Below are 22839 nucleotides of genomic sequence, written 5' to 3'. Positions count from 1 at the left end.
TGAAATTTATAATGTATAATTTATTTTATACTTATAAGCCCAGGCCTTTTCTTTCGTCCCCGTTCATTAGAATTCCTACCGGATTGTCGATGGCTTCTTTTACCGCAACAAGGAATCCAACAGACTCTTTTCCATCGATTATTCTGTGGTCATAAGACATTGCTACATACATCATCGGACGGATTACGACCTGCCCATCAACTGCAACCGGTCTTTGAATGATATTGTGCATTCCAAGAATCGCAGATTGCGGCGGGTTGATAATCGGGGTAGACAGCATAGAACCGAATGTACCACCATTGGTAATGGTGAATGTACCCCCCGTCATTTCGTCTACGGTAATCTTTCCGTCTCTTACTTTGGTAGCAAGATCTTTGATGTTGGCTTCAACGCTTGCAAAAGACATATTTTCGGCATTTCTCAATACCGGAACCATTAATCCTTTAGGACCTGAAACGGCAATCGAAATATCGCAGAAATCATAGTTTACTTTGAAATCTCCGTCGATGGATGCATTTACATCCGGATACATCTGCAATGCTCTTGTAACCGCTTTCGTGAAGAAAGACATGAAACCCAATCCTACTCCGTGTCTCTGAGCAAATTCTTCTTTATATAATTTTCTTAATCTAAAGATTTCAGACATGTCAACTTCGTTGAAAGTCGTTAACATTGCTGTTTCATTTTTAACAGAAACTAATCTCTGCGCTATTTTTCTTCTAAGAACTGAAAGTTTAGTTGTTGTTGTAGATCTGGAACCTGTAGCGGTAACCGGATTTCCTCCCAATGCAGGAACTGCAGCCAATTCAGCATCTGATTTTGTAATTCTGCCATCTCTTCCGCTTCCTGAAACCTGTGAAGCGTCCATTCCTTTTTCATCAAGGATTTTTTTAGCGGCAGGAGACGGAGCGCCCGTTGCATAGGTTTGCGTTGCAGCAGCCACCGGTTGAGCAGCAGCTTGTGGAGCCGGAGCTTCCTGTTTCGCTGGTTCAGCAGCTTTCGGAGATTCTTCCTGCTTTGGAGCTTCAGCAGCTGGAGCAGCACTTCCTGAAGGTTTTGCGGCATCCCTATCGATTAAGCAAACCACTTGTCCTACCTGTACCACATCCCCTTCTTCAGCTTTTAAAGTAATTACACCGCTTTCTTCAGCAGGCAATTCCAACGTTGCTTTGTCTGAGTCTACCTCCGCGATGGGTTGATCTTTCTCTACATAATCACCATCTTTTACAAGCCAGGTTGCAATTTCAACTTCTGTAATTGATTCGCCCGGTGAAGGAACTTTCATTTCTAAAACTGACATATCGTATTTTTTATTTTTTTATTTATTATTTTTTAGATTTTAAGAGAACAGACGATAGATCATAAACTTTTTGAATCTCAGCTTTACGCTTGTACATCTTACTTCTAACATCTCACCTCTCACTTTATTAAAATTAAGCGGTTACAGGTCTTTTTACCGGAGCATCATTTCTGTCGAATACCCTGTTGATTACTGCATTCTGGTTTTTCTCAAACATCTTGTGGCTTCCTGGAGCCGGAGCACCGCTTGGAACCGGAGCAACTACCTGGATTCCCGTATCTCTGAAGTTTCTTAAGATATAAGACCATGCTCCCATGTTTTCAGGTTCTTCTTGAGCCCATACGATTTCTTTTCTGTTTGAATATTTTTCGAAGATGGCTTCAATAGCATCATTCTGTAAAGGATAAAGCTGCTCAAATCTTACCAAGGCAATATTTTCAGCATTTAACTCTTCTTTTTTAGCCAATAATTCGAAGTATAATTTTCCTGAACAAAGCACTAATTTTTCAACTTTTTTAGGGTCTGCATTAGGATCGTCTAAAATCGGCTGGAAACTTCCGTTTGCAAAATCTTCAAGCGGAGAAACTACTTTCGGATGTCTTAATAATGATTTCGGACTCATTACGATTAACGGCTTTCTGAATGACCATTTCAACTGTCTTCTTAGCAAGTGGAAATAGTTCGCAGGAGAAGTAATATTGGCTACTACCATATTTTCATTTGCACAAAGCGTAAGGAATCTTTCCAGTCTTGCGGAAGAGTGTTCCGCTCCCTGACCTTCCGAACCGTGCGGCAACAACATTACCAAACCATCCTGAATTTTCCATTTTTCTTCTGCAGCAGCCAGATATTGGTCTACAATAATCTGGGCACCGTTTACGAAATCTCCGAACTGAGCTTCCCAAATGGTTAATGTGTTAGGAGAAGCCATCGCATATCCATAATCAAAACCTAAAACCCCGTATTCTGAAAGGTGAGAATTGTAAACATCAAATCTGCTTTCTGAAACGTGTCTTAACGGAATATATTCTTCTTCTGTATCTTCAGTCTTTACTACGGCATGTCTGTGTGAGAAAGTTCCTCTCTCTACATCTTCCCCGGAAATTCTTACGTTGTGTCCTTCCACCAAAAGTGTTGCATAAGCCAGCCATTCTCCCAACGCCCAGTCTAAAGAATCTGCTTCGATGGCTTTAATCCTGTTTTCAAAAAGCCTAGTGATTTTATTTATAAACTTCTTATCAGCAGGAAGCGTAGACATTTTAACAGCCAGCTCTTTCAGCTTTTCAAGATTGTATTTTGTATCAACAGCCTCCTGTACTGCGCCTCTTTTAGCAATTGGGTAATTCGTCCAGTCGTCTGCCATGAAAACATCCATTACGTTTTTCTCAATTTCTTTGGATGCATCGAAATCTTTGTCTAAAAGTGCTTTGAATTCCGTTTCCATTTTAGCGATAACATCATTTGAAGTCACGCTGTCCTTCAACAATTTATCTTTATAGATTTCTCTTGGATTCGGATGTTTTGAAATAAGTTTATAAAGGTTCGGCTGCGTAAATCTTGGCTCATCTCCTTCGTTGTGACCGTATTTTCTGTATCCTAATAAATCGATGTAAACATCTTTACCGAATTTTGCTCTGAAATCAGCAGCAAAATGGATCGCATGAACCACAGCTTCTGCATCATCCGCATTTACGTGCATTACAGGAGATTCGGTAACTTTTGCGATATCCGTACAATAGGTTGAAGATCTTGCATCCATGTAATTTGTTGTGAAAGAAACCTGATTATTAACAACGATATGAACCGTACCACCCGTTCTGTAACCTTCCAGTGTCATCATCTGGGCAACTTCGTAAGCAATACCCTGTCCGGCAATAGCACCGTCACCGTGGATTACGATCGGTAAAATTTTAGAATAATCTCCTTTGTATTTATCATCTACTTTTGCACGGCAGATCCCTTCTACAAGAGCAGCAACCGTTTCAAGGTGAGACGGGTTCGGGGTAAGGTTGATGGATACTTCCTCTCCTGAAGCTGTTTTGATTTTTTTAGATGAACCTAAATGGTATTTTACATCTCCTGAAAATACGTCTTCTTCAAATTCTTTTCCTTCAAATTCAGAAAAGATCTGTTTGTATGATTTCCCGAAAATGTTGGTAAGGACATTCAGTCTTCCTCTGTGTGCCATTCCTAAAACAACCTCATCAACGCCCAGCTGTGAAGATCTTGAAATCAACTGATCCAATGCAGGAATCAATGTTTCACCGCCTTCAAGAGAAAACCTTTTTTGTCCGACAAATTTTGTGTGAAGATAATTTTCAAATGCTACAGCCTGATTTAATTTCAATAAAATCTCAGTTTTTTCATTTGCTGAAAGGCTTGGATGGTTTTCGTTAACCTGAATCCATTTTTTAATGAAATCTTTTTCCTCAACATTGTTGATGTGCATATACTCTACCCCGATAGAATCACAATAGATATTCTCAAGGTGAGTGATGAGCTCTTGTAACGTTGCAGGACCTTTCATTCCTGTTTCAACGGCACAGTTGAATTTTGTATTAAGATCTGACTTATCGAGACCGAAATTTTCGATATCTAAAGTTGGGGTATAATGTCTTCTTTCTCTAACAGGGTTTGTCTTCGTAAACAGATGTCCTCTCGTTCTGTACGCTTCGATAAGGTTTACCACCTTAAATTCTTTTTTGATGTGCTCAGGAACTTCACCATTTGATGCAGCCTGTGCTGCCTGCTGTACTACCGGAGCAGAAGCAGCCGGAGCCTGTGTGTATTGAATATAATCATCATCTCCGTAATTCTCCAATGCAAAATCGAAGCCCTGAAAAAAGGCCTTCCATGATGGTTCTAAAGAATCGGGAAATTTTAAATACTGTTGGTATAAATCCTCAATTAACTGAGAATGAGCTGCGTTTAGGAATGAAAATCTGTCCATTATTACAGTTTATCTGTTATTAAAATTTGTTTGTAGAATTAAACTCCAAATTTAATAAAAAAAACCGACTTGGAACAGCCTGTAACTATTAAAAAAACTATAAAAGAAATAAATTTAATGAATTTACTTAAATACTGATAATGAGAGTTTCATATTCACATCTCCATCCTCTACCGGGCGCTCCAAAAACGTCTGCCGGATATCACCAAAACGCATCTCCTCTTTTTTGGCTTTCTGAATCAGCTGCTGGATTGCTTTTACTCTCCCCGCATAATTTCCTTTGTAATACATGATGTAGTTTTGGGTAGGACCCTGTGTCCTGAAACTGAAGTTGTTATCCGTAAGCCCAAATTTTTTAGACAAAGGAATTCCAAGAAAATAAGAAACTTCCTTATCTTTATAATTATCAGCATCTGTGATCAGAACAGGAAAACCGAATTCATCCTCTTTTTTGCCCAGATCCATTGTGGTGTAATTATAGATTTTATTATAATTCATCACAATATTTCTGTACAGCGCATCTTTTTTGTTGGAAGTGCTTACGTTGATTCCTAAGAGAAGTTTTTCTTCCTCATTTTCAACCATCAGGCTGTCATATTTTATAGCTGCCATCTGGTTGTCCTTCTCAACCTTATTGCCTAAAACATTGTTGAGCTTCACCATGCTTTTATCAATATTTTCTGCAAAACGGTCTTCTGTCCAGAAGTTTTCAACGCGTCTCAAAACAGACAGTTTAGGAGTATGTACAATCCAGGTGATTTTTGTTTTTTCTGCGGCAATGGCTTTAAATTTTACATCAACCACAGTAGGACTTTCATTGTTGTCTTCAAAAAGCTGATAACGCAGCGTTCTGTTTGGGTTTTCATAACGCAGAAACATTTCTCCGTTTGTATCATTTTTCGGGTCCGTATAACTTATGGAACTTCCCTGCCCTTCATAGGGTGTATAATAATCAATATCGACGGAACTTGAACTTGTAAAAAAATTATTCCAGCGTGTAAAGTTCTGTAGATTATTAAACTGATTAAAAACTTTTTCTACCGGATAATTGATCTCTTTTTCTATTTTAAAATCTTTGCTTTCATCCACAAAATAATACATGGAAGCCGCATAAGCCCCGATCAGTAATAAAACAATAGCTGCTATGATTTTAAAAAAACGCATCGTACAAATGTATTGAAAATAACAAAAGTGACCAATATGATGATCACTCTGTTTTTAATTTATTTTTGACAAAGTTCAACTGTATGTTTAACTTTTTCAATCTTTTTACCCAATATGAGTTCCAGGTGTAAGAACCGCACCTTTTTTCACTACAATAATTCCGTCCTGAACGGAATACGTACCGTAATCTCCGTCACTGATATGTTTTCCTCCTATGATCCGCACGTTGTCGCCAATGTGGCAGTTTTTATCTAAAATTGCTTTTTCAATATAGCAGTATTTTCCAATTCCCATATTAGGCTGCCCATTTCTGTCATTGTTGATAATTTCTGTAGGATCCTGATAAAAATCGGCACCCATTACATAAGAATTTACAATGGTACTTCCTTTATCGATTCTAGTTCTGTTTCCGATTACGGAGTTTTCAATTTTATCTGCCATGATAATACATCCGTCTCCGAATACTGCTTTGCTTACATACGAACCGTTGATTTTAGACGGCGGGAGCATTCTCGCTCTTGTATAAATCGGTGATGAAGAGAAAAGATTGAACTGAGGAAAATCCTGACAAAGATCCAGATTTGCTTCGTAGAAAGATTCAATGGTTCCGATATCTGTCCAGTATCCTTCGTACTGATAGCTTAGGGTAGTATATTTCCCGATAGAATTAGGAATAATATCTTTTCCGAAATCATCTCCCGCCCCTTCATCAAACATTTTTTTAAGAATGGATTTGGTAAAAATATAAATTCCCATTGAAGCCAGAAATTCTTTTCCTGCATGTTTATTTTCTTCCGAAACTTCGGATTTTAAACCGTCTAAGATATCATATCCCGGCTTTTCAACGAAAGAGGTGATATTACCCTCGTCATCCGAGCTCAAAATTCCAAAACCTGTAGCATCCTTGGCGTTTACCGGAATGGTTGCAATAGTGACATCGCCACCTTTTTCGATATGGAAATCCAGCATTTCCTTGAAATCCATCTGGTAAAGCTGGTCTCCTGAAAGAATCAAGATATAATCATAATCATATTTTTCCAAATGTTTCATTGACTGGCGTACCGCATCAGCCGTTCCCTGATACCAGTTTTCATTCTCAACATTTTGTTCTGCAGCAAGAATATCTACAAAACCTTTGCTGAAAATATCGAAATGGTAAGAGTTTTTAATGTGTGAATTTAAAGAAGCTGAATTAAATTGCGTTAAAACCAGGATTTTATTCATTCCTGAATTTAAACAGTTTGAAATAGGAATATCTACCAATCTGTATTTTCCGGCGATGGGAACAGCCGGTTTAGATCTTGTGTACGTTAGCGGGAACAGTCTTGTTCCTCTACCTCCTCCTAAAACAATGGAAATTACATTGCGATTCATAGTCTATTTTGCGTTTTATTTTATTAAGTTAACTTTTCTGTTTTTGATGTCTACATTTACCGTAAAGGCAATTGTTGAATGATCTTTGTATATATTTACTTTATAAAAATCCGGTCTGTCAAGTTCCTCTGCATCTTTTTCCACATTATCAATTTCTATCTGATGACTGACGAGTTCTTTTCTGAACATTTGATTGGTGATTAAAACATCCATTATATCAACTTGTTTCATCAAAGCTTTTTGAATATCATTTTCATATTTTTCTTTCCAGTTTTTACCATACTTTTTCTGGAGTGCAAGATCTGTTTTTTCATTTTCGGCTCTTACACTGTCCATCAATTCTTGTGTTACGGTACAACCTGCAACGTTCTCATATTTAATTTTCCATTGAGATGAAATCAAATCTTTCAGCTTATCTCTTTCAACATTTGGAAATCCATAAGTTAAAAATCTATAATATCCGTCTTCATGAACCATGGTACCCTCTTTTTTGGTACAGGATAGAATAATCACGAATACAAATACAGAAAACAGTTTTTTCAAATTTTAGTTTTTATATAAAGCTATATATTTTTCCGCTGATTTTTCCCATGAAAAATCAAAATTCATATTGGCATCAATAAGGTTTTCCATGACATCTTTTTGATTGTAAAGCATTAATGCCCTGTTCATGGCGTGAATAACATCGTCTACTCCGGGATAAGTAAAATTGATCCCTGCTCCGCCGGTGGAAATATCTGTTACCGTGTCTCTCAATCCTCCAGTGTATCGTACAATCGGTACTGTTCCGTATCTCATGGAATACATTTGGTTAAGACCGCATGGTTCTACCCTTGAAGGCATCAGCAAAAAATCCGCCGAAGCATATATTTTATGCGAAAGATGTTCCTTATATCCTAAATCCAAAGCAAAATTGGTGTAGGTATAATCGTATTCTTTAAGCTTATTTTCAATATAACTGTTACCGGATCCTAAAACCATGATATTGAGTGCACCGTAGCTTTGTTTAATGCTTTTCCAGACAATATCCGGAATAAGATCTGCACCTTTTTCTGTGGCAAACCTTCCGATGAAGGCAAATAAAGGAAGTTCCGGCTTCAGCCCGTATTCTCTGCAAAGTTTTTCCTTGCCTTTCTTTTTCTGTTCTACAGCGTTTTTAATGTTAAAGTTAAAATCCAGCATCGGATCAGTTTCCGGGTTCCATACTTCGGTATCAATTCCGTTGATAATTCCGTATGCCTTACCAAATTCATCCCTTATAAGACTTTCAAGTCCGCGGAAGCTTATGTACAGCTCTTCAAGATAACCCTGCGAAACCGTTGTAAAAGCGTTGGCGCATTTAATCATGCTTGCTAAAGGGTTGATCAGCCCGTTCCAGTCCATTAACCCCCATTTATACTGATCAAAAGACGGAAGATACCTCGCCATTTCCCAGCTCATCATTCCCTGATATTCGCCGTTATGAATGGTTGCTATGGTTTTTACGCCTTTCAGAGGCGAAAATTCGGGACAATATTCAATCATAAAAGGAACCAGCCCCGTATGATAATCATGACAATGTAAAACATCCGGACGGATATTCATCGCACTTAACCAATGAAGAACACCATGCTGAAAACCTATAAACTGAAAGTTTTCATCCTGATAGCCGTAAGGATTGTCCCTGTCTAAAAGTCCCGGGATTTTTACCATATAAAGTTCGAAGCCCAAAACATCTGATTTCTCCTTTAAAACCTGAACCTGCAGCATATTTCCTCCCTGGTGAATATAGCCATCAAAAACTATGTCAAACTCATGATCATAGACAAAAGATTTGTTGTACCAGGGCATAACAACCTTCGCATCAATATCTTTAATTTTATTCTGATACTTCGGCAAAGCGCCTACTACATCCGCCAGACCGCCTACTTTGGCTACCGGATAACATTCCGTACTTAGATGGTAAATTATCATTTTTATCTTATCTTTTGTGATGTTTAATTCTATTTTGTTTGAATTTTTTATCTTGCCTTTTTAAAACAATCCCTGCCAGCGGAGGAAGATTAAGGCTTATGGATTTCTGATGTCCCAAATATTCTTCATACTGTTCATTAAAAATATCGGCTTTCACGCCGCTTCCTGCATATTGTTCATCATCGGAATTTAGAATCACTTCCCAATGACTAGCTGCGGTTACACCAATTTTGTAATCAATAACTCTTGGAGTGAGGTTAAGAATTACCATATATGAATCATCTTTCCGCTGACCTTTTCTCAGATAAATATAAACCGAATTATCAACATCATCTGCCTGTATCCATTCAAAGCCTTCCGGCGAAAACTGGTTTTCGTAAAAAGCCGTTTCATTCCTGTATAGATGGTTAAGATCTTTTACCAGTTTCTGCAATCCATTATGAACGGGATATACAAGCAAATGCCAGTCCAGACTTTTTTTGAAATTCCATTCATTGGTCTGCCCGAACTCATCGCCCATAAATAAAAGTTTGGCTCCAGGGTGGGTAAACATATACACATACAGTGCCCGGAGATTGGCAAATTTCTGCCATTCATCACCAAACATCTTGTAAATCAGGCTTGATTTGCCATGTACCACCTCATCGTGAGACAGAGGCATCATATAATTTTCATTATACATGTACATGGAAGCAAAAGTGAGTTTATGATGATAAAATTTTCTGTCAATAGGATCTTTTTTAAAATAATCCAGTGTATCATGCATCCAGCCCATCATCCATTTCATCCCGAAACCTACGCCTCCATTATGCACGGGTTTGGTAAGCATGGGGAAATCCGAACTCTCTTCTGCAATAGTAATGATCGTATCACCAAACTCTTTGTACACTGCCGTATTGAATTCCTGTAAGAAGGTTTTTGCTTCGAGATTTACATTTCCTCCATAGATATTGGGTTCCCATTCGCCTTCATTTCTGGAATAATCAAGATGAAGCATGGAAGTAACCGCATCTACCCGAAGTCCGTCTGCATGATAACGTTCCAGCCAAAACATAGCGTTTGAAATTAAAAAGGATTTTACTTCATTTCTTCCGTAGTTGAAAATGTAGGATTTCCAGTCGGGATGAAACCCTTTTCTCGGGTCTTCATGCTCGTAAAGATAAGAACCGTCAAATCGGTGCAATCCGTTGGCATCCCCCGGAAAATGGGAAGGAACCCAATCCAGAATTACCCCGATATCATTGCGGTGGAGTTCATCAATCAGGAACATCAGATCCTGAGGCGATCCGAAACGTGAAGTGGCTGCAAAAAAACCTGTAATCTGATAGCCCCAGCTCGGGTCATACGGATATTCCATGATAGGCATAAATTCTACATGCGTGAATTCCATTTTTTTGATATAAGGAACAAGCTTTTTTGCTATATCGCGATAATTTAAAAACTTTTCAGGGTCATCTTCATTCCTCATCCAGGAACCAATATGCAGCTCATAAACGGAAAGCGGTGCTTTAAGAGTATTTTTTTTCCAGCGTTTCCCCATCCATTCTTTGTCATCCCATTCATACCATGTGGTTGAAAACAATGATGCAGCCTGAATATTCTGTTCCCAGCTTAATGCATACGGATCACTTTTTTCAAGAATTTCTCCTCCGGCAGTTTCTATGGCATATTTATACAAGGTTCCCCAGGTAAGACCGGCAATAAAACCCTCCCAGATTCCGGAGCCGTCCCATCTGGGAAAAAGAATATGATCTTTGGAATTCCAGTTGTTGAAATTTCCAATCACGGAAACTTTTTTGGCATTAGGAGCCCAGACCGAAAAGTAAACGCCGGGTATTCCGTCTTTTTCAGCAGAATGTGCCCCAAATTTATCATACAGCTTATAATGTTTACCTTCTTTGAAAAGATAAATATCATGATCCGTAAAAAGGGTATATGTCTTAACCGAATTCATCACGGTTTTAGTTTAAATTTTATTATTTTTCTGAAAGTACTAAAAAAATCAGAAAGAAAGGTTAATTATTGTTGAATAAATTATTATGTTTAATTGCCCGTCATTACTAGTTTCTATCAAATATAGAGCTTTTTGGGGAGTATAATATCATTTTAAAAATAATTTGCCATAAAAAGATTTTATTATAAATTTATCTTTGAATTGTTAAACACACCTGGATGAGATTTGAACTCCGTACCGAAGAACATGATGAAAGAAATATTTACATTACCGGAAACTTCAATGGCTGGAATCCGAAAGATGAACAGTATAGACTTGATCAGCTGGATCCCGAAACCTATTCCATTGAAATAAAAGATGAATATCTGCCTGGATTAATTGAATATAAATTCACCAAAGGCGGTTGGGAAAATGTGGAGCTTGATCCATACGGAAATATTACACCCAACAGAAAAATTAAAAAATCCGAGGGTACAGCTTCTGATTTTGTAGAAAAGTGGCGACTCAATTGGGGACCTTTTAAAAAAGAGTTTTTTCCTATTGCAGAAGTTATTTCCGAAGCTTTTTATATCCCGCAGCTGGATCGCCGCCGAAAAATATGGGCACTTCTTCCCTACGATTATTATATTTCAGATAAAAACTATCCGGTTCTTTATCTTCAGGATGCCCAGAATCTTTTTAATGAAGGAAGTGATTACGGAAACTGGGAAATCGATAAAAAACTTTCCCTGCTTACAGAATACGGACGCGGTGACATCATCATTATTGCCATTGAACACGGAAGTGAAGACCGGATAAAGGAATATATTTTTGACAACGATCATGTGGCAAATGGCTCCGAGGGAAAGAAATACATCCGTTTCATTACCGATACGCTTAAACCTTTTGTTGATGGGCATTACCGTACTAAAAAAGACCGGGAAAATACTGGAATCGGCGGAAGTTCTCTTGGTGCTCTGATCAGTATTTACAGCGGCTTTCTTTATCCTGAAGTATATTCCAAACTGCTGATTTTTTCACCCTCACTCTGGGTAGAGCCTAATAATAATTTCCCGATAATGAATTTCAGGACTCCTTTTACAATGAAGATCTATTTATACGGCGGGGGTAAGGAAGGTTCTAAAATGGTGAAAAGAATCCATATTTTCGAGGAGTATCTCAAACAGTGGGAAAAGAAAAATCTTTTTGATTTCGAATTCAGGACAAGCATTAATCCGGAAGGCACCCATAGTGAATTTTACTGGTCTCAGGAATTCCCAAGAGCTATCGAATGGCTCTACTATAATAGCAAAGAAAATCCTGCAGAAGTAAAGTCCCAACAAAAAAGCATTAAAAATTAAATTATGAAGCTAGTCAACAAAAAAATAAAAAATTACACTCAGATATTCCATTTTTTTACAGAAGAAGAATGGGCCAGAACCTCTAAAAATTTCAATAAAAATATTAATGCTTTTTTCACGGGTAAAAAACATGAAGTATTTATTAATGTTCAGGAAGAAGGAGTTGCTTATTTTATCGGTCTAGGGAAATCAGACTCACCGGTTTTTGAAATTCAGCAGGTTGCTGTTAAATTTTCTCAGACCTATAAAGAAAAGCTGATGGCAGTTCCAACGCTTGCTGTGGCAGATTTTATGACAGAAAAACAGTTTGAGGAATTTGTAAAAGGACTTCTTTTGGGTACCTACCGTTATCCTTTTGAGAAAACCCATGTCTTCTGGAATCCGAAATTTGAGCTTCATTTTGAAAATTTAAGCCAGAAAAAACTGGATGGTATCAGCCGGAAATCGGAAGCTTTGAGCAATGGACAAATTGCATGTCAGGAATGGCTCAATAAACCGGCAAACCTTAAAAAACCTGAAATTTTCAGTCTTTATTTAAAAACAATATCTAAAAAATACAATCTTAAATACACTTCATTCAACAGGAAAAAATGTGAAGAGCTGGGACTGGGAGCATATCTTTCGGTGAATCAGGGAAGTGCTTATGACGCCGCTTTTACGATTGTTGAATATAAAACGGAGGTTAAAAATGCTAAAACATTCGGGTTAGTAGGAAAATGTGTGCTTTTCGACACGGGCGGAATTTCCCTAAAAAATCCTGACAATATGCACTATATGAAATCGGACATGGGTGGCGCAACAGCTGTTTTAGGAGCCTTAATATATGCAGCAGAAATGCAGCTTCCCGTGAATATCATTGCTATTCTTCCTATTACTGACAACGCGATTTCAGAGAATGCTTTCTTACCAAGCGATATCATTACAGCCTACAACGGAAAAACCATCGAAGTTCTGAATACCGACGCAGAAGGGAGAATGATTCTTGCAGACGGACTTTCATACTTATCAAGAAACTATAAAACAGATATTCTTATTGATCTTGCGACATTAACGGGAAGTTCGGTACGAATGTTTGGTGATACTTGCGGAGCCTTATTCTCCAACAATGAAGAACTGAAAAACCTCCTGATCAAAACCGGTGACAAAACCAACCAGCGTCTTTGGAACCTTCCGCTTTGGGATATCTGGAAAGATGACATCCGTTCTGATGTGGCTGATCTTAAAAACATATCCATGAAACCTATTGGAGACTGTATTATTGCCGCCAAATTTCTCGAGCAATTCATTGAAAACCACCCTAAATGGGCACATCTTGATATTGCCGGCGTTGCTTTCGGAAATGTAGGATACGCTAAAGAGAAAGCAGCTACCGGCTTTGGAGTACAGTTACTGGCAGATTTAATTGAAAATTATCACTAAAAATTAGTTTATTACAAAAATTCTCTGTATAATTGATACCGTATTTTCAAAAATTCATTTTATTTTAATCTTTAACATAAAATAAACAATTAAATATTATTTTTATTTTTGAAAATTCATCAAAAACTAAAAAACATTGTATGGAGAAGAAAACAATAGTATGTATTTCATGCTATTACAAGGGGTATGACTTCATGGATGAGATGAAAAACCTCGGTAATAAGGTAATTTTGGTGACCTCGGAAAACCTGAAAGAAAAAAACTGGCCATGGCATGCTATCGATGAGGTGTTTTATATGCCTGAAATAAAACCTTCCGTATGGAACCTTGAACATCTTATCCAGGGCTTTTCCTACCTTATGCAGACGAGAAAAGTTGATGCCGTGGTTGCCCTTGATGATTATGATGTAGAAAAAGCAGCCCTGATCCGTGAAACATTCCGTATTCCCGGGATGGGTCAGACTACACACCGATATTTCAGAGACAAATTGGCGATGAGACAGAAAGCAAAAGATTCAGGAATTAATGTTCCCGAATTTACAGCTGTTTTCAATAATGATGAGGTAAACAATTTCGCAGATACAGTTTCTCCTCCATGGGTATTAAAGCCCCGCTCCGAAGCCTCCGCATCCGGCATCAAAAAAATTGCTTCCAAAGAAGAACTGTGGGAAGAACTCAATAACCTTGGCGAAGAAAGGCATTTATTTTTATTGGAAAGTTTTAAGCCAGGAGATGTATATCATGTGGACAGCCTTACTTTTAATAAAGAAACAGTTTTTACTTCCGCTTCCAAATATTTAGCCCCTCCAATGCAGGTTTCTCATGAGGGCGGTGTTTTCAGAACAAAAACCCTGGGAAGATATTCCGATGAATTTAAAGCTCTTGAAGCTGCCAATATAAAAGTTCTCTCAAGCTTTGGACTGATGCACGGTGCAACCCATACAGAATTTATCAAAAGCAATGAAGACGGCAAATATTATTTTCTGGAAACTTCTTCACGTGTGGGAGGCGCTCATATTCCGGATCTGGTGGAAGCTTCAAGTAACATCAACATCTGGAGGGAATGGGCCAGAATTGAAAACGCATTGCTGAAAGGAAATCACTATGAAGTTTCAAAACCGACAGGGCATTATTCAGGATTAATTATCGCTCTAATCAAAGAAAAAGACCCGGATTACCGCCAGTTCGACACTCCGGAAACCGTAAAATTCCTCCCCATTGAACATCACGTAGGAATTGTTTATAAATCAAACGATCCAATCGTTATTCAGGAAAGACTTGATAGTGCTGCAGAGAAAATCCTTGCCGAAATGCTGAATATTCTTCCTCCTAAAAGTAAACCGACAAGCTGATGAATTGGTTAGAGAGGTGAGAAGTTGGAAGTGAGAAGTTAGAAGTTAGAAGTTAGAAGTTAGAAGTTAACAAAATACTGATAATCAGTTATCAATTTTAAATCATCATTCATAATAACATGCCGCAAATAGAACATACAGACTACTATTCACATATATTAGGAACAATCATTAAAGTAGAGGTCACCGGACATTACGGTTACCCAATTATTATGTTTCCTACTTCACAGGGTCTTTATACGCAAAACCACGATTTTCAACTAAACGGAAGCATCAACTGGTTTGTGGAGCAGGGAAAAGTTAAGCTTTATAATCTACAGACCATAGACAGCTGGAGTTTTTATGATGATAGTATTTCGCCTCACCAGAGAATTAAAAATTATGAAAGATACGTCCAGTTCCTGATTCAGGAATTCGTGCCTTATATTCAAAAAATTCATAAAACCCATCGCGTTGCTGTTGCAGGTGCAAGCTTTGGAGGCTATCATGCCGCCAATTTTGCTTTCAGATTTCCGGGTGTTGTTTCGCATTTGTTCTGCCTTTCGGGAGCTTTCAGTATCCGGAATTTTATGGATGGATATTCCGATGATCTGGTATACTTTAATTGTCCGAGAGAATTTGTAAAGAATGATGAAGCCTGGAAATACAAACATATGCACATTGTCCTGAGTACTTCCGACCAGGATATCTGCAGGGATAAAAACATTGAAATGGCAGAAATCCTGCGTTTAAAAGGAATTGATTTCTGGTATGACGAAAGAAAATGGATCAACCACGACTGGCCTCTATGGAGAATGGTTTTCCCAACATTTATCGGAGCATTTTTCTCCTAAAATTTAAAATACAGATTAACAAATATTAAAAAAAATACATTATGGTTAAAAAAGTTGGAATACTATTCGGAATGGAAGATACATTTCCATGGGCGTTTATTGATAAGGTAAATGAACTTGGAAAAGGCGAAATTGTTGCAGAACCGGTAAGTATTGATAAACTTGAACAAGGAACAGATTACGGATATGCCGTAATTATTGACAGAATTTCCCAGGATGTTCCGTTTTACAGAGCTTATCTTAAAAATGCTGCGTTAAATGGTACCTATGTGATCAATAACCCGTTTTGGTGGAGTGCCGATGAAAAGTTTTTCAATAATGCGCTGATGACAAAACTCGGAATTCCTCTTCCCAAGACGGTCCTGCTTCCCTCTTATGAAAGGCCGGAAAACACTTCGGAAACTTCTTTTAGAAATTTAAAATTCCCTCACGACTGGGATTATATTTTTAATTATGTAGGATTCCCTGCTTATATGAAACCTCACGATGGCGGAGGCTGGAGAAATGTGTACCGTGTAGAAAGTCCGGAAGATCTTTGGGCAAAACATTCAGAAACGGAACAGCTGGTAATGATGGTACAGGAAGAAATTATTTTCGATGATTATTACAGAGTATATTGTCTGGGCAAAAAATATGTTCACATTATGCCTTATGAGCCCAGAAACGCCCATCACTTACGATATGCAACAACGCATAAAACCCAAGGTGAAGAGCTGGAAAAGCTATTGAAAACCATTCATGATTATACCATTACCATGAATAAAGCCTTGGGTTACGATTTTAATACCGTTGAATTTGCCGTACGGGATGGAATTCCGTATGCCATCGACTTCTGCAACCCGGCTCCGGATGCAGACAGAAATTCTGTGGGTGAAGAAAACTTTGCATGGATTGTTGAACATGCCGCAAAGCTTGCCGTTGAAAAAGCCAAAGAATATGTTCCGGGTAAACCGAATATTTCCTGGGGAACTTTTGTAAAAAATTCTGTACAATAAAAACATTCAAATAAAACACGAAAAAAAATGCATCAATTTACTATCGGGATAGAAGAAGAATATCAAATCATTGATGTTGAGAGCCGCGATCTGGTTTCTCATGTTTCGAAAATTATCGAAGGCGGAAAAGCGGTTTTAAGTGAAAACTTAAAACACGAAATGCACGAATCCATGATTGAAATGGAAACAGGAATCTGCCAGAATATCCAGGAAGCTAAGGCAGAATTAACCAACCTGAGAAGACATCTTATCAAAACAGCTCACGAACAGGGACTTCGCGTTTCCGGAGGCGGAACACACCCTTTTTCAAACTGGGAACATAATACCATCACGAACGGTGAACGATACATCAAAATCGTTGATGATATGGGCGATGTAGCGCGTGGAAATCTTATTTTCGGGCTGCATGTTCATATCGGAATTCCCAACCGTGAAGAAGGCGTAAGAATCCAGAATGTGATGCGGTATTTTCTTCCGCACGTTTATGCGCTGTCTACCAATTCACCATTCTGGATCGGCAGAAATACCGGTTTCAAATCATACAGACAGGAAATTTTCGTAAAGTTCCCAAGAACCGGGATTCCAAGCTTTTTCAATTCTCTGGCGGAGTTTGACAGCTATGTCGATCTTTTGGTAAAAACAGGAACCATCGACAACGCCAAGAAAATATGGTGGGATCTTCGGGTTCATCCGTTCTATCCTACTATTGAATTCAGGATATGCGATATGCCCTTAAGAATAGACGAAACCGTTTGCTTAGCTGCCATTATGCAGGCTCTGGTAGCAAAAATCTACAAACTTCACCAGCAGAATTTAAGTTTCAGAAGCTACAGAAGATTATTGCTGAATGAAAACAAATGGCGGGCCTCCAAAAGTGGAATTGAAGCGCATCTTATCGATTTCGGGAAAGAAGAATCCGTACCGTATCCGGATCTTCTGAAAGAACTTCTTGAATTTATTGATGATGTAGTAGACGAACTGGGATGCCGAAAAGAAGTGGAATATGCCTGGACGATTCTTGAAAACGGAACCGGCGCAGACCGCCAGTTAAAAATATTCAATGAAACCGGCGATCTTACCAAAGTTGTTGATTATATGATCTCTGAAACCGAATACGGCATCACCCACGGAGAAGTTTTACATTCAAATATTTGATACATTTGTATAAAATTTAAGATAAAAATGGATGATATTCGAATTGCTTTGCTTGATATGAACAACAATCAGGTGAATCAGGGATTTAAAAATATTAAAGAAATTTCTGAATCATTCAGGCAGAGCTGCAAAGGTGAAAACGTAAGCATTACAACATTCGATGTGAGGTTTAAAAATGAAATTCCCGATATTGAAGATTTCGACATATTTATTTCTTCGGGAGGTCCCGGAAACCCACACCGTGAAGGGTTTGAATGGGAAGATCAATTCAGTCATTTTTTAGATTCGATTTTCAGTCACAACCGGATCAGTCAGGATAAGAAATACCTTTTCCTGATCTGCCACTCTTTTCAGCTGGCAAGCATTCACTGGAAGCTGGGCAATATCTGTAAACGAAAGTCATATTCTTTCGGAGTAATGCCCGTTCATAAAACAGAAGAAGGGGAAGAGGAATTTTTATTTAAAAATCTTCCGGATCCTTTCTACGCTGTGGATTCCCGTGCCTATCAGTTTATAGAGCCGGATTATGATCGGTTTGAAGAAATGGGAATGAAAATTACGGCGATCGAAAAATTCCGTCCTCATATTGATCTGGAAAGAGCGGTAATGGCAGTAAGGTTTTCTGAAGAGATCTTTGGGACACAGTTTCACCCTGAAGCCAATCCCGAAGGAATGATTGAAAACCTGAAAGACGAAAAAAACAAACTGGCCATGATTGAGAATTTCGGAATGGAAAAGTATCTGGAAACCATCGACAGGATTGATGACGAAGATAAAATTGTACTCACGCAGTCTCAGATCTTACCGAGATTTTTGGATTTTGCGAAACAAAATATTATCAGCAGAGCAAATGTTCTGATTTAGCAAACCATATTTAAATATAATAACATAATCGGGCGCTAGTGTCCGATTTTTTTAAATCACAACGAAAAAAGATTATGATTTCACAATACAGAAAAAAGTTTAATCAGGAGTTTTCTCAGGAAAAATATAATCAGGTTAAAGAATATTTAAAACAGAAAAGCGGACTAGACCCGGTCTTCAGAATTTCTGAAAGCCCTTTGTTTCTTACCAAAGATTTTGAAGCTAAGCTGATTGATGCAAGCAACAGCATTATTGACCAGATAAAAGCGCTGCCTCCGGATCTATTACAAAAGGCTGTACCTGATAATTGCAGAGTACCCAATGATACGGAAAAACCTCATTTCTTCACCATCGACTTCGGAATTTGTAAAAATGAAAACGGAGAAGCAGAACCGCAATTGATTGAACTTCAAGCCTTCCCCTCTTTATATGCTTTTCAAAGAGTATTTGAAAATGCTTTCTGTGAAATTTATCCATTTCTTTCTGAATTAAGACATACAATCTCTCCTGAAGATTTTAAAAATCATCTCAAAGATCTTATTGTTGGAGACGAAAACCCTCAAAATGTGGTGCTGCTGGAAATTTATCCCGAAAAGCAGAAAACAGCTATTGATTTTGTCCTGACAGAGCAATTACTGGGTATAAAAACGGTCTGCCTCACCAAAGTAAAAAAGAACGGGAGAAAATTATATTATGAGAATAATGGCGGATTAACCGAAATTAAACGGATTTACAACCGTGTTATTTTTGATGAGTTAGACCGGATTCCTGATCTCAAAACGGAATTTGATTTCCGTGAAGACATTGATGTAAAATGGATTACCCACCCCAATTGGTTTTTTAAAATTTCTAAATTTTTACTTCCGCTTTTGCAGCATCAATTTGTTCCGAAAAGCTATTTCCTGCATGAATTTCCGGAGACTGAAGATTTGAAAAATTTTGTTTTAAAACCGCTGTTTTCTTTTGCCGGAAGCGGAGTTAATTTAAATCCTACGAAAGAAATTACGGATACCATTGAAGATAAGCAAAACTACATTCTGCAGAGAAAAGTAGAATATGCCCCTATTTTTGAAGATATCAACGGAGATTTTTCAAAAGCAGAGATCCGTTTGTTGTATATCTGGCACGAAAACAGCGACCGTCCTATTTTAATGGAAAATCTGGCAAGAATGACCAAAGCAGCAATGGTGAATGTCGATTTTAATAAGAAAGATGCCATCTGGATCGGAAGCTCGAATGCCTTTTTTGCGGAGGAATAGTTTTATACAACTTAGAATTTTCAACACTACAGAGCTGTAGAAATATAAATATTCAGAATTTAATGTAAAATTTTCGGCGGCATCGAAGATGCCGCCGAAAATTTTTAAGAAAGCCGAAACTTTAAAATAGCATTATAACATTTTATCGTCTTCCATTAATTCCCTGGTCTGATAATCCTGAACCAGATCAATCGCATTGGAAATTACATCGCTTAAAGCGGTGATAAAAGTACCTTCTTCCGCCATACCCATCGCATGCTTCAGGGCTTCAATTTCTTTAGGAATAATTTCATAGCTTACATCTTTACCCGAAGACTGCATTCCCTCAATGATAAGTCCGTTGATTTCATCCTCCGTACGTCCACGGAGATGCTTCTCATTTCGGATGATGATATGATCGAACATTCTTCCAGCAATCTTTCCGCACTCTTTAATATCACTGTCCCTTCTGTCTCCTACTCCTGAAATAATCCCTATTTTTTTCGTTGCCTCTACATTTTTAAGATAATCTTCAATCGCTTCATAGCCGGATGGATTATGTGCAAAATCAATCAGCACTTTGAAATTTTTAAATTTGAATACATTCAACCGTCCCGGTGTAAGCTGGGCACTTGGAATGAAAGTCCGTAAAGAATTGGAAATATCCTCAATTCCGAATCCGTATAAATAGCAGGCGAGACTCGCCGCCAATACGTTTTCGATCATAAATTTAGCTTTGCCTTCCATGGTAATCGGGAAATCTTTTGCTTTTCCGATTCTTATTTTCCAGTCTCCTTTTTTGATGGTAACAAAACCTTCTTCATAAACGCAGGTGATTTTTCCTTCTTTGGCAAATTTCTGGATATGCGGATTATTTTCATTCATGCTGAAAATGGCAACACGACTGTCCAGATCATTAACAATCTTCATGGAATATTCATTATCTGCATTTAGGATACTCCATCCGTTTTTCTTTACGCTGTCAAGCACTACTCTTTTTACACGGGTAAGATCTTTCAGGTTGTGGATGTCATTCATCCCGAGATGATCTTCTTCAATATTGGTTAAAACTCCGATATCACATTGCGAAAATCCAAGTCCGGAACGTAAAATTCCGCCGCGTGCCGTTTCAAGCACGGCAAACTCTACAGTAGGATCTTTCAAAATAAATTCTGCTGATAACGGGCCTGTAGTATCCCCTTTGGTAAGCATGGTATTTTGGATGTAAATTCCGTCCGAAGTAGTAAATCCTACCCTGTATCCATTACTTTTTACAATATGGGAAATCAGTCTTGTGGTAGTCGTTTTACCATTGGTTCCCGTAACCGCAATAATTGGAATCGTAAACGGTTTCCCCGGAGGATACAGCATATCTACCACGGGAGCGGCAACATTTCTCGGAAGCCCTTCACTTGGTGCAAGATGCATTCTAAACCCCGGTGCGGCGTTCACCTCAATAATTGCACCCCCGCTTTCTTTTAAAGGCTGGGTAAGATTTTCAGCCATGATATCAATTCCACAAACATCAAGACCGATTATTTTCGAGATTCTTTCTGCCATGGTAATGTTTTCAGGATGTATCATATCCGTAACATCAATCGAAGTACCTCCTGTTGAAAGATTTGCTGTAGACTTCAGATAAACAACCTCACCTTTCTGTGGAATTGTTTCCAAAGTATAGTTCATTTTCTCCAAAAGTTCGGTAGTATCTTTATCGACATTAATTTCGGTTAAAACATTTTCGTGCCCATACCCTCTTCTCGGATCTTCGTTTTCTTTATCTATCAGTTGCTGAAGATTCAACTCACCATCCCCGACAACATGGGCGGGAACTCTTCTTGCTGCAGCCACCATTTTATTATTAATGACCAATACTCTGAAATCATAACCGGTAATATATTTTTCTACAATAACTTTTTTAGAATATTTTTGGGCATGTTCCAGTCCGATTTTGGCAGATTCCCAATCATTGACATTTATAGATGATCCCTTACCGTGATTTCCGTCCAATGGTTTAATCACCACCGGATAACCGATTTTCCGTACAACACTGTCAAGTCCTTCTTCATCTGTAACCAGATCTCCCATCGGTACGGGAATCGCAGCATCATGCAGCATTCTTTTGGTAAGCTCTTTATTGCAGGCAATATCTACGGCGATGGAACTTGTTTTTCCGGTGATGGTTGCCTGGAATCTCTGCTGGTTCACCCCATATCCAAGCTGTACCAAAGAGTTTGTCCCTAAACGGATCCACGGGATTTTTCTGGAAACCGCTTCTTCTACAATACTTCCCGTGGAAGGTCCCAGACGAACCCTTTCACGGATTTCTTTAAGTTTCTGGATACAGGCATTAAGATCATATTCTTCCCCATTAATCAAAGCTTCTGCTATTTTTACAGATTCTTCCGCAGCATAAATTCCTGCATTTTCTTCAATATAATTAAAAACGACATTATAAACTCCGGGTGTTTTGGTCTCCCGTGTTCTTCCAAAGCCCACTTCCATTCCGGCCAGCGTCTGAATTTCCAGGGCAATGTGTTCAATAACGTGGCCCATCCATGTTCCCGTTTCAACACGATGAAAAAAACCTCCTTCCACACCTTCGGAACATCTGTGCGAAAATAAAGAAGGCAATAACTTTTCTATTCTTTCTCTAAATCCGTCAATTTTATTCGTAGGAAAATTTTCCATCTCTTCCAGATCCAACCTCATCTGTATCAGCTTCTTTCGTCTGATACTCCAAATATTCGGGCCGCGCAATGCCTGTATTTTTTCAATTTTCATAGTCTATTTGCATTTTTAATAGTTAACAATAACTGCATTTAAAATCAAAGATAATGCAAAACCCTAAACAAAACTATACCACGTTTGAATATTTATTAAAAATAATCATTCTTTGGTATTCATTCTAAAATCCTCAAAATCAATTTTATGTACCCTGAAATTTT

General features: G+C 38.2%; 16 protein-coding genes. 8 read left to right on the top strand and 8 right to left on the bottom strand.

The annotated features are described in order from the left end of the window. Positions 1 to 31: 31 nt before the first annotated feature. The 7 genes from odhB to glgB all read right to left on the bottom strand — a co-directional run bounded on the left by odhB (position 32) and on the right by glgB (position 10695). Entirely contained in the window at positions 32 to 1300 is a 1269-nt protein-coding gene (odhB, locus tag BUA76_RS15195; protein ID WP_072885641.1) for a 2-oxoglutarate dehydrogenase complex dihydrolipoyllysine-residue succinyltransferase, read from the bottom strand. A 133-nt stretch (positions 1301 to 1433) separates the two neighbouring features. Then, positions 1434 to 4250, bottom strand: a complete 2817-nt coding sequence (locus BUA76_RS15190) for a 2-oxoglutarate dehydrogenase E1 component (protein ID WP_072885640.1) — start codon at positions 4248 to 4250, stop codon at positions 1434 to 1436. A 123-nt stretch (positions 4251 to 4373) separates the two neighbouring features. Continuing rightward, entirely contained in the window at positions 4374 to 5414 is a 1041-nt protein-coding gene (locus BUA76_RS15185) for an SRPBCC domain-containing protein (RefSeq protein WP_072885639.1), read from the bottom strand. Positions 5415 to 5519: 105 nt separating this feature from the next. Next, complete coding sequence (locus BUA76_RS15180) at positions 5520 to 6788, bottom strand: glucose-1-phosphate adenylyltransferase (RefSeq protein WP_072885638.1); 1269 nt, start codon at positions 6786 to 6788, stop codon at positions 5520 to 5522. Between the two features lie 15 nt (positions 6789 to 6803). After that, positions 6804 to 7331, bottom strand: coding sequence for an FEKKY domain-containing protein (locus tag BUA76_RS15175; protein ID WP_072885637.1), 528 nt, complete (start codon positions 7329 to 7331; stop codon positions 6804 to 6806). A 3-nt stretch (positions 7332 to 7334) separates the two neighbouring features. After that, positions 7335 to 8741, bottom strand: a complete 1407-nt coding sequence (locus BUA76_RS15170; protein ID WP_072885636.1) for a glycogen synthase — start codon at positions 8739 to 8741, stop codon at positions 7335 to 7337. A gap of 7 nt (positions 8742 to 8748) precedes the next feature. Continuing rightward, a complete protein-coding gene (gene glgB, locus BUA76_RS15165; RefSeq protein WP_072885635.1) occupies positions 8749 to 10695 on the bottom strand; it encodes a 1,4-alpha-glucan branching protein GlgB in 1947 nt (648 codons plus the stop codon). Between the two features lie 218 nt (positions 10696 to 10913). On the opposite strand from glgB, the gene BUA76_RS15160 reads away from it, so the two are divergent. The 8 genes from BUA76_RS15160 to BUA76_RS15125 all read left to right on the top strand — a co-directional run bounded on the left by BUA76_RS15160 (position 10914) and on the right by BUA76_RS15125 (position 19912). Continuing rightward, complete coding sequence (locus BUA76_RS15160) at positions 10914 to 12035, top strand: alpha/beta hydrolase (protein ID WP_072885634.1); 1122 nt, start codon at positions 10914 to 10916, stop codon at positions 12033 to 12035. Between the two features lie 3 nt (positions 12036 to 12038). Further along, complete coding sequence (locus tag BUA76_RS15155) at positions 12039 to 13454, top strand: leucyl aminopeptidase family protein (RefSeq protein WP_072885633.1); 1416 nt, start codon at positions 12039 to 12041, stop codon at positions 13452 to 13454. 140 nt (positions 13455 to 13594) lie between these two features. Further along, the gene (locus BUA76_RS15150) at positions 13595 to 14806 is read left to right on the top strand and encodes an ATP-grasp domain-containing protein (RefSeq protein WP_072885632.1); all 1212 of its coding nucleotides are present in this window, start codon (positions 13595 to 13597) and stop codon (positions 14804 to 14806) included. 119 nt (positions 14807 to 14925) lie between these two features. Continuing rightward, positions 14926 to 15639 carry an alpha/beta hydrolase-fold protein gene (locus BUA76_RS15145; protein WP_072885631.1) on the top strand — a complete coding sequence of 238 codons (714 nt, stop codon included), beginning with the start codon at positions 14926 to 14928 and terminating at the stop codon, positions 15637 to 15639. Positions 15640 to 15680: 41 nt separating this feature from the next. After that, complete coding sequence (locus BUA76_RS15140) at positions 15681 to 16634, top strand: ATP-grasp domain-containing protein (protein WP_072885630.1); 954 nt, start codon at positions 15681 to 15683, stop codon at positions 16632 to 16634. 27 nt (positions 16635 to 16661) lie between these two features. Next, entirely contained in the window at positions 16662 to 17789 is a 1128-nt protein-coding gene (locus tag BUA76_RS15135; RefSeq protein WP_072885629.1) for a carboxylate-amine ligase, read from the top strand. A 27-nt stretch (positions 17790 to 17816) separates the two neighbouring features. Further along, positions 17817 to 18653, top strand: a complete 837-nt coding sequence (locus BUA76_RS15130) for a type 1 glutamine amidotransferase (protein WP_072885628.1) — start codon at positions 17817 to 17819, stop codon at positions 18651 to 18653. A 74-nt stretch (positions 18654 to 18727) separates the two neighbouring features. Next, positions 18728 to 19912 carry a hypothetical protein gene (locus tag BUA76_RS15125; protein WP_072885627.1) on the top strand — a complete coding sequence of 395 codons (1185 nt, stop codon included), beginning with the start codon at positions 18728 to 18730 and terminating at the stop codon, positions 19910 to 19912. A gap of 132 nt (positions 19913 to 20044) precedes the next feature. On the opposite strand, the gene cphA is transcribed toward BUA76_RS15125, so the two are convergent. Beyond that, complete coding sequence (gene cphA, locus BUA76_RS15120) at positions 20045 to 22675, bottom strand: cyanophycin synthetase (RefSeq protein WP_072885626.1); 2631 nt, start codon at positions 22673 to 22675, stop codon at positions 20045 to 20047. Positions 22676 to 22839: the final 164 nt, after the last annotated feature.

It is taken from the genome of Chryseobacterium takakiae, from assembly GCF_900129385.1.
Lineage (GTDB): Bacteria > Bacteroidota > Bacteroidia > Flavobacteriales > Weeksellaceae > Chryseobacterium > Chryseobacterium takakiae.
This window is presented reverse-complemented; position numbering and strand designations above follow the sequence as displayed.

Bases quoted from the DNA above. Each gene is read 5' to 3' on its own strand.
- odhB (WP_072885641.1), bottom strand. From the start codon at position 1,300: ATGTCAGTTTTAGAAATGAAAGTTCCTTCACCGGGCGAATCAATTACA.
- BUA76_RS15190 (WP_072885640.1), bottom strand. From the start codon at position 4,250: ATGGACAGATTTTCATTCCTAAACGCAGCTCATTCTCAGTTAATTGAG.
- BUA76_RS15185 (WP_072885639.1), bottom strand. From the start codon at position 5,414: ATGCGTTTTTTTAAAATCATAGCAGCTATTGTTTTATTACTGATCGGG.
- BUA76_RS15180 (WP_072885638.1), bottom strand. From the start codon at position 6,788: ATGAATCGCAATGTAATTTCCATTGTTTTAGGAGGAGGTAGAGGAACA.
- BUA76_RS15170 (WP_072885636.1), bottom strand. From the start codon at position 8,741: ATGATAATTTACCATCTAAGTACGGAATGTTATCCGGTAGCCAAAGTA.
- glgB (WP_072885635.1), bottom strand. From the start codon at position 10,695: ATGAATTCGGTTAAGACATATACCCTTTTTACGGATCATGATATTTAT.
- BUA76_RS15160 (WP_072885634.1), top strand. From the start codon at position 10,914: ATGAGATTTGAACTCCGTACCGAAGAACATGATGAAAGAAATATTTAC.
- BUA76_RS15155 (WP_072885633.1), top strand. From the start codon at position 12,039: ATGAAGCTAGTCAACAAAAAAATAAAAAATTACACTCAGATATTCCAT.
- BUA76_RS15150 (WP_072885632.1), top strand. From the start codon at position 13,595: ATGGAGAAGAAAACAATAGTATGTATTTCATGCTATTACAAGGGGTAT.
- BUA76_RS15145 (WP_072885631.1), top strand. From the start codon at position 14,926: ATGCCGCAAATAGAACATACAGACTACTATTCACATATATTAGGAACA.
- BUA76_RS15140 (WP_072885630.1), top strand. From the start codon at position 15,681: ATGGTTAAAAAAGTTGGAATACTATTCGGAATGGAAGATACATTTCCA.
- BUA76_RS15135 (WP_072885629.1), top strand. From the start codon at position 16,662: ATGCATCAATTTACTATCGGGATAGAAGAAGAATATCAAATCATTGAT.
- BUA76_RS15130 (WP_072885628.1), top strand. From the start codon at position 17,817: ATGGATGATATTCGAATTGCTTTGCTTGATATGAACAACAATCAGGTG.
- BUA76_RS15125 (WP_072885627.1), top strand. From the start codon at position 18,728: ATGATTTCACAATACAGAAAAAAGTTTAATCAGGAGTTTTCTCAGGAA.
- cphA (WP_072885626.1), bottom strand. From the start codon at position 22,675: ATGAAAATTGAAAAAATACAGGCATTGCGCGGCCCGAATATTTGGAGT.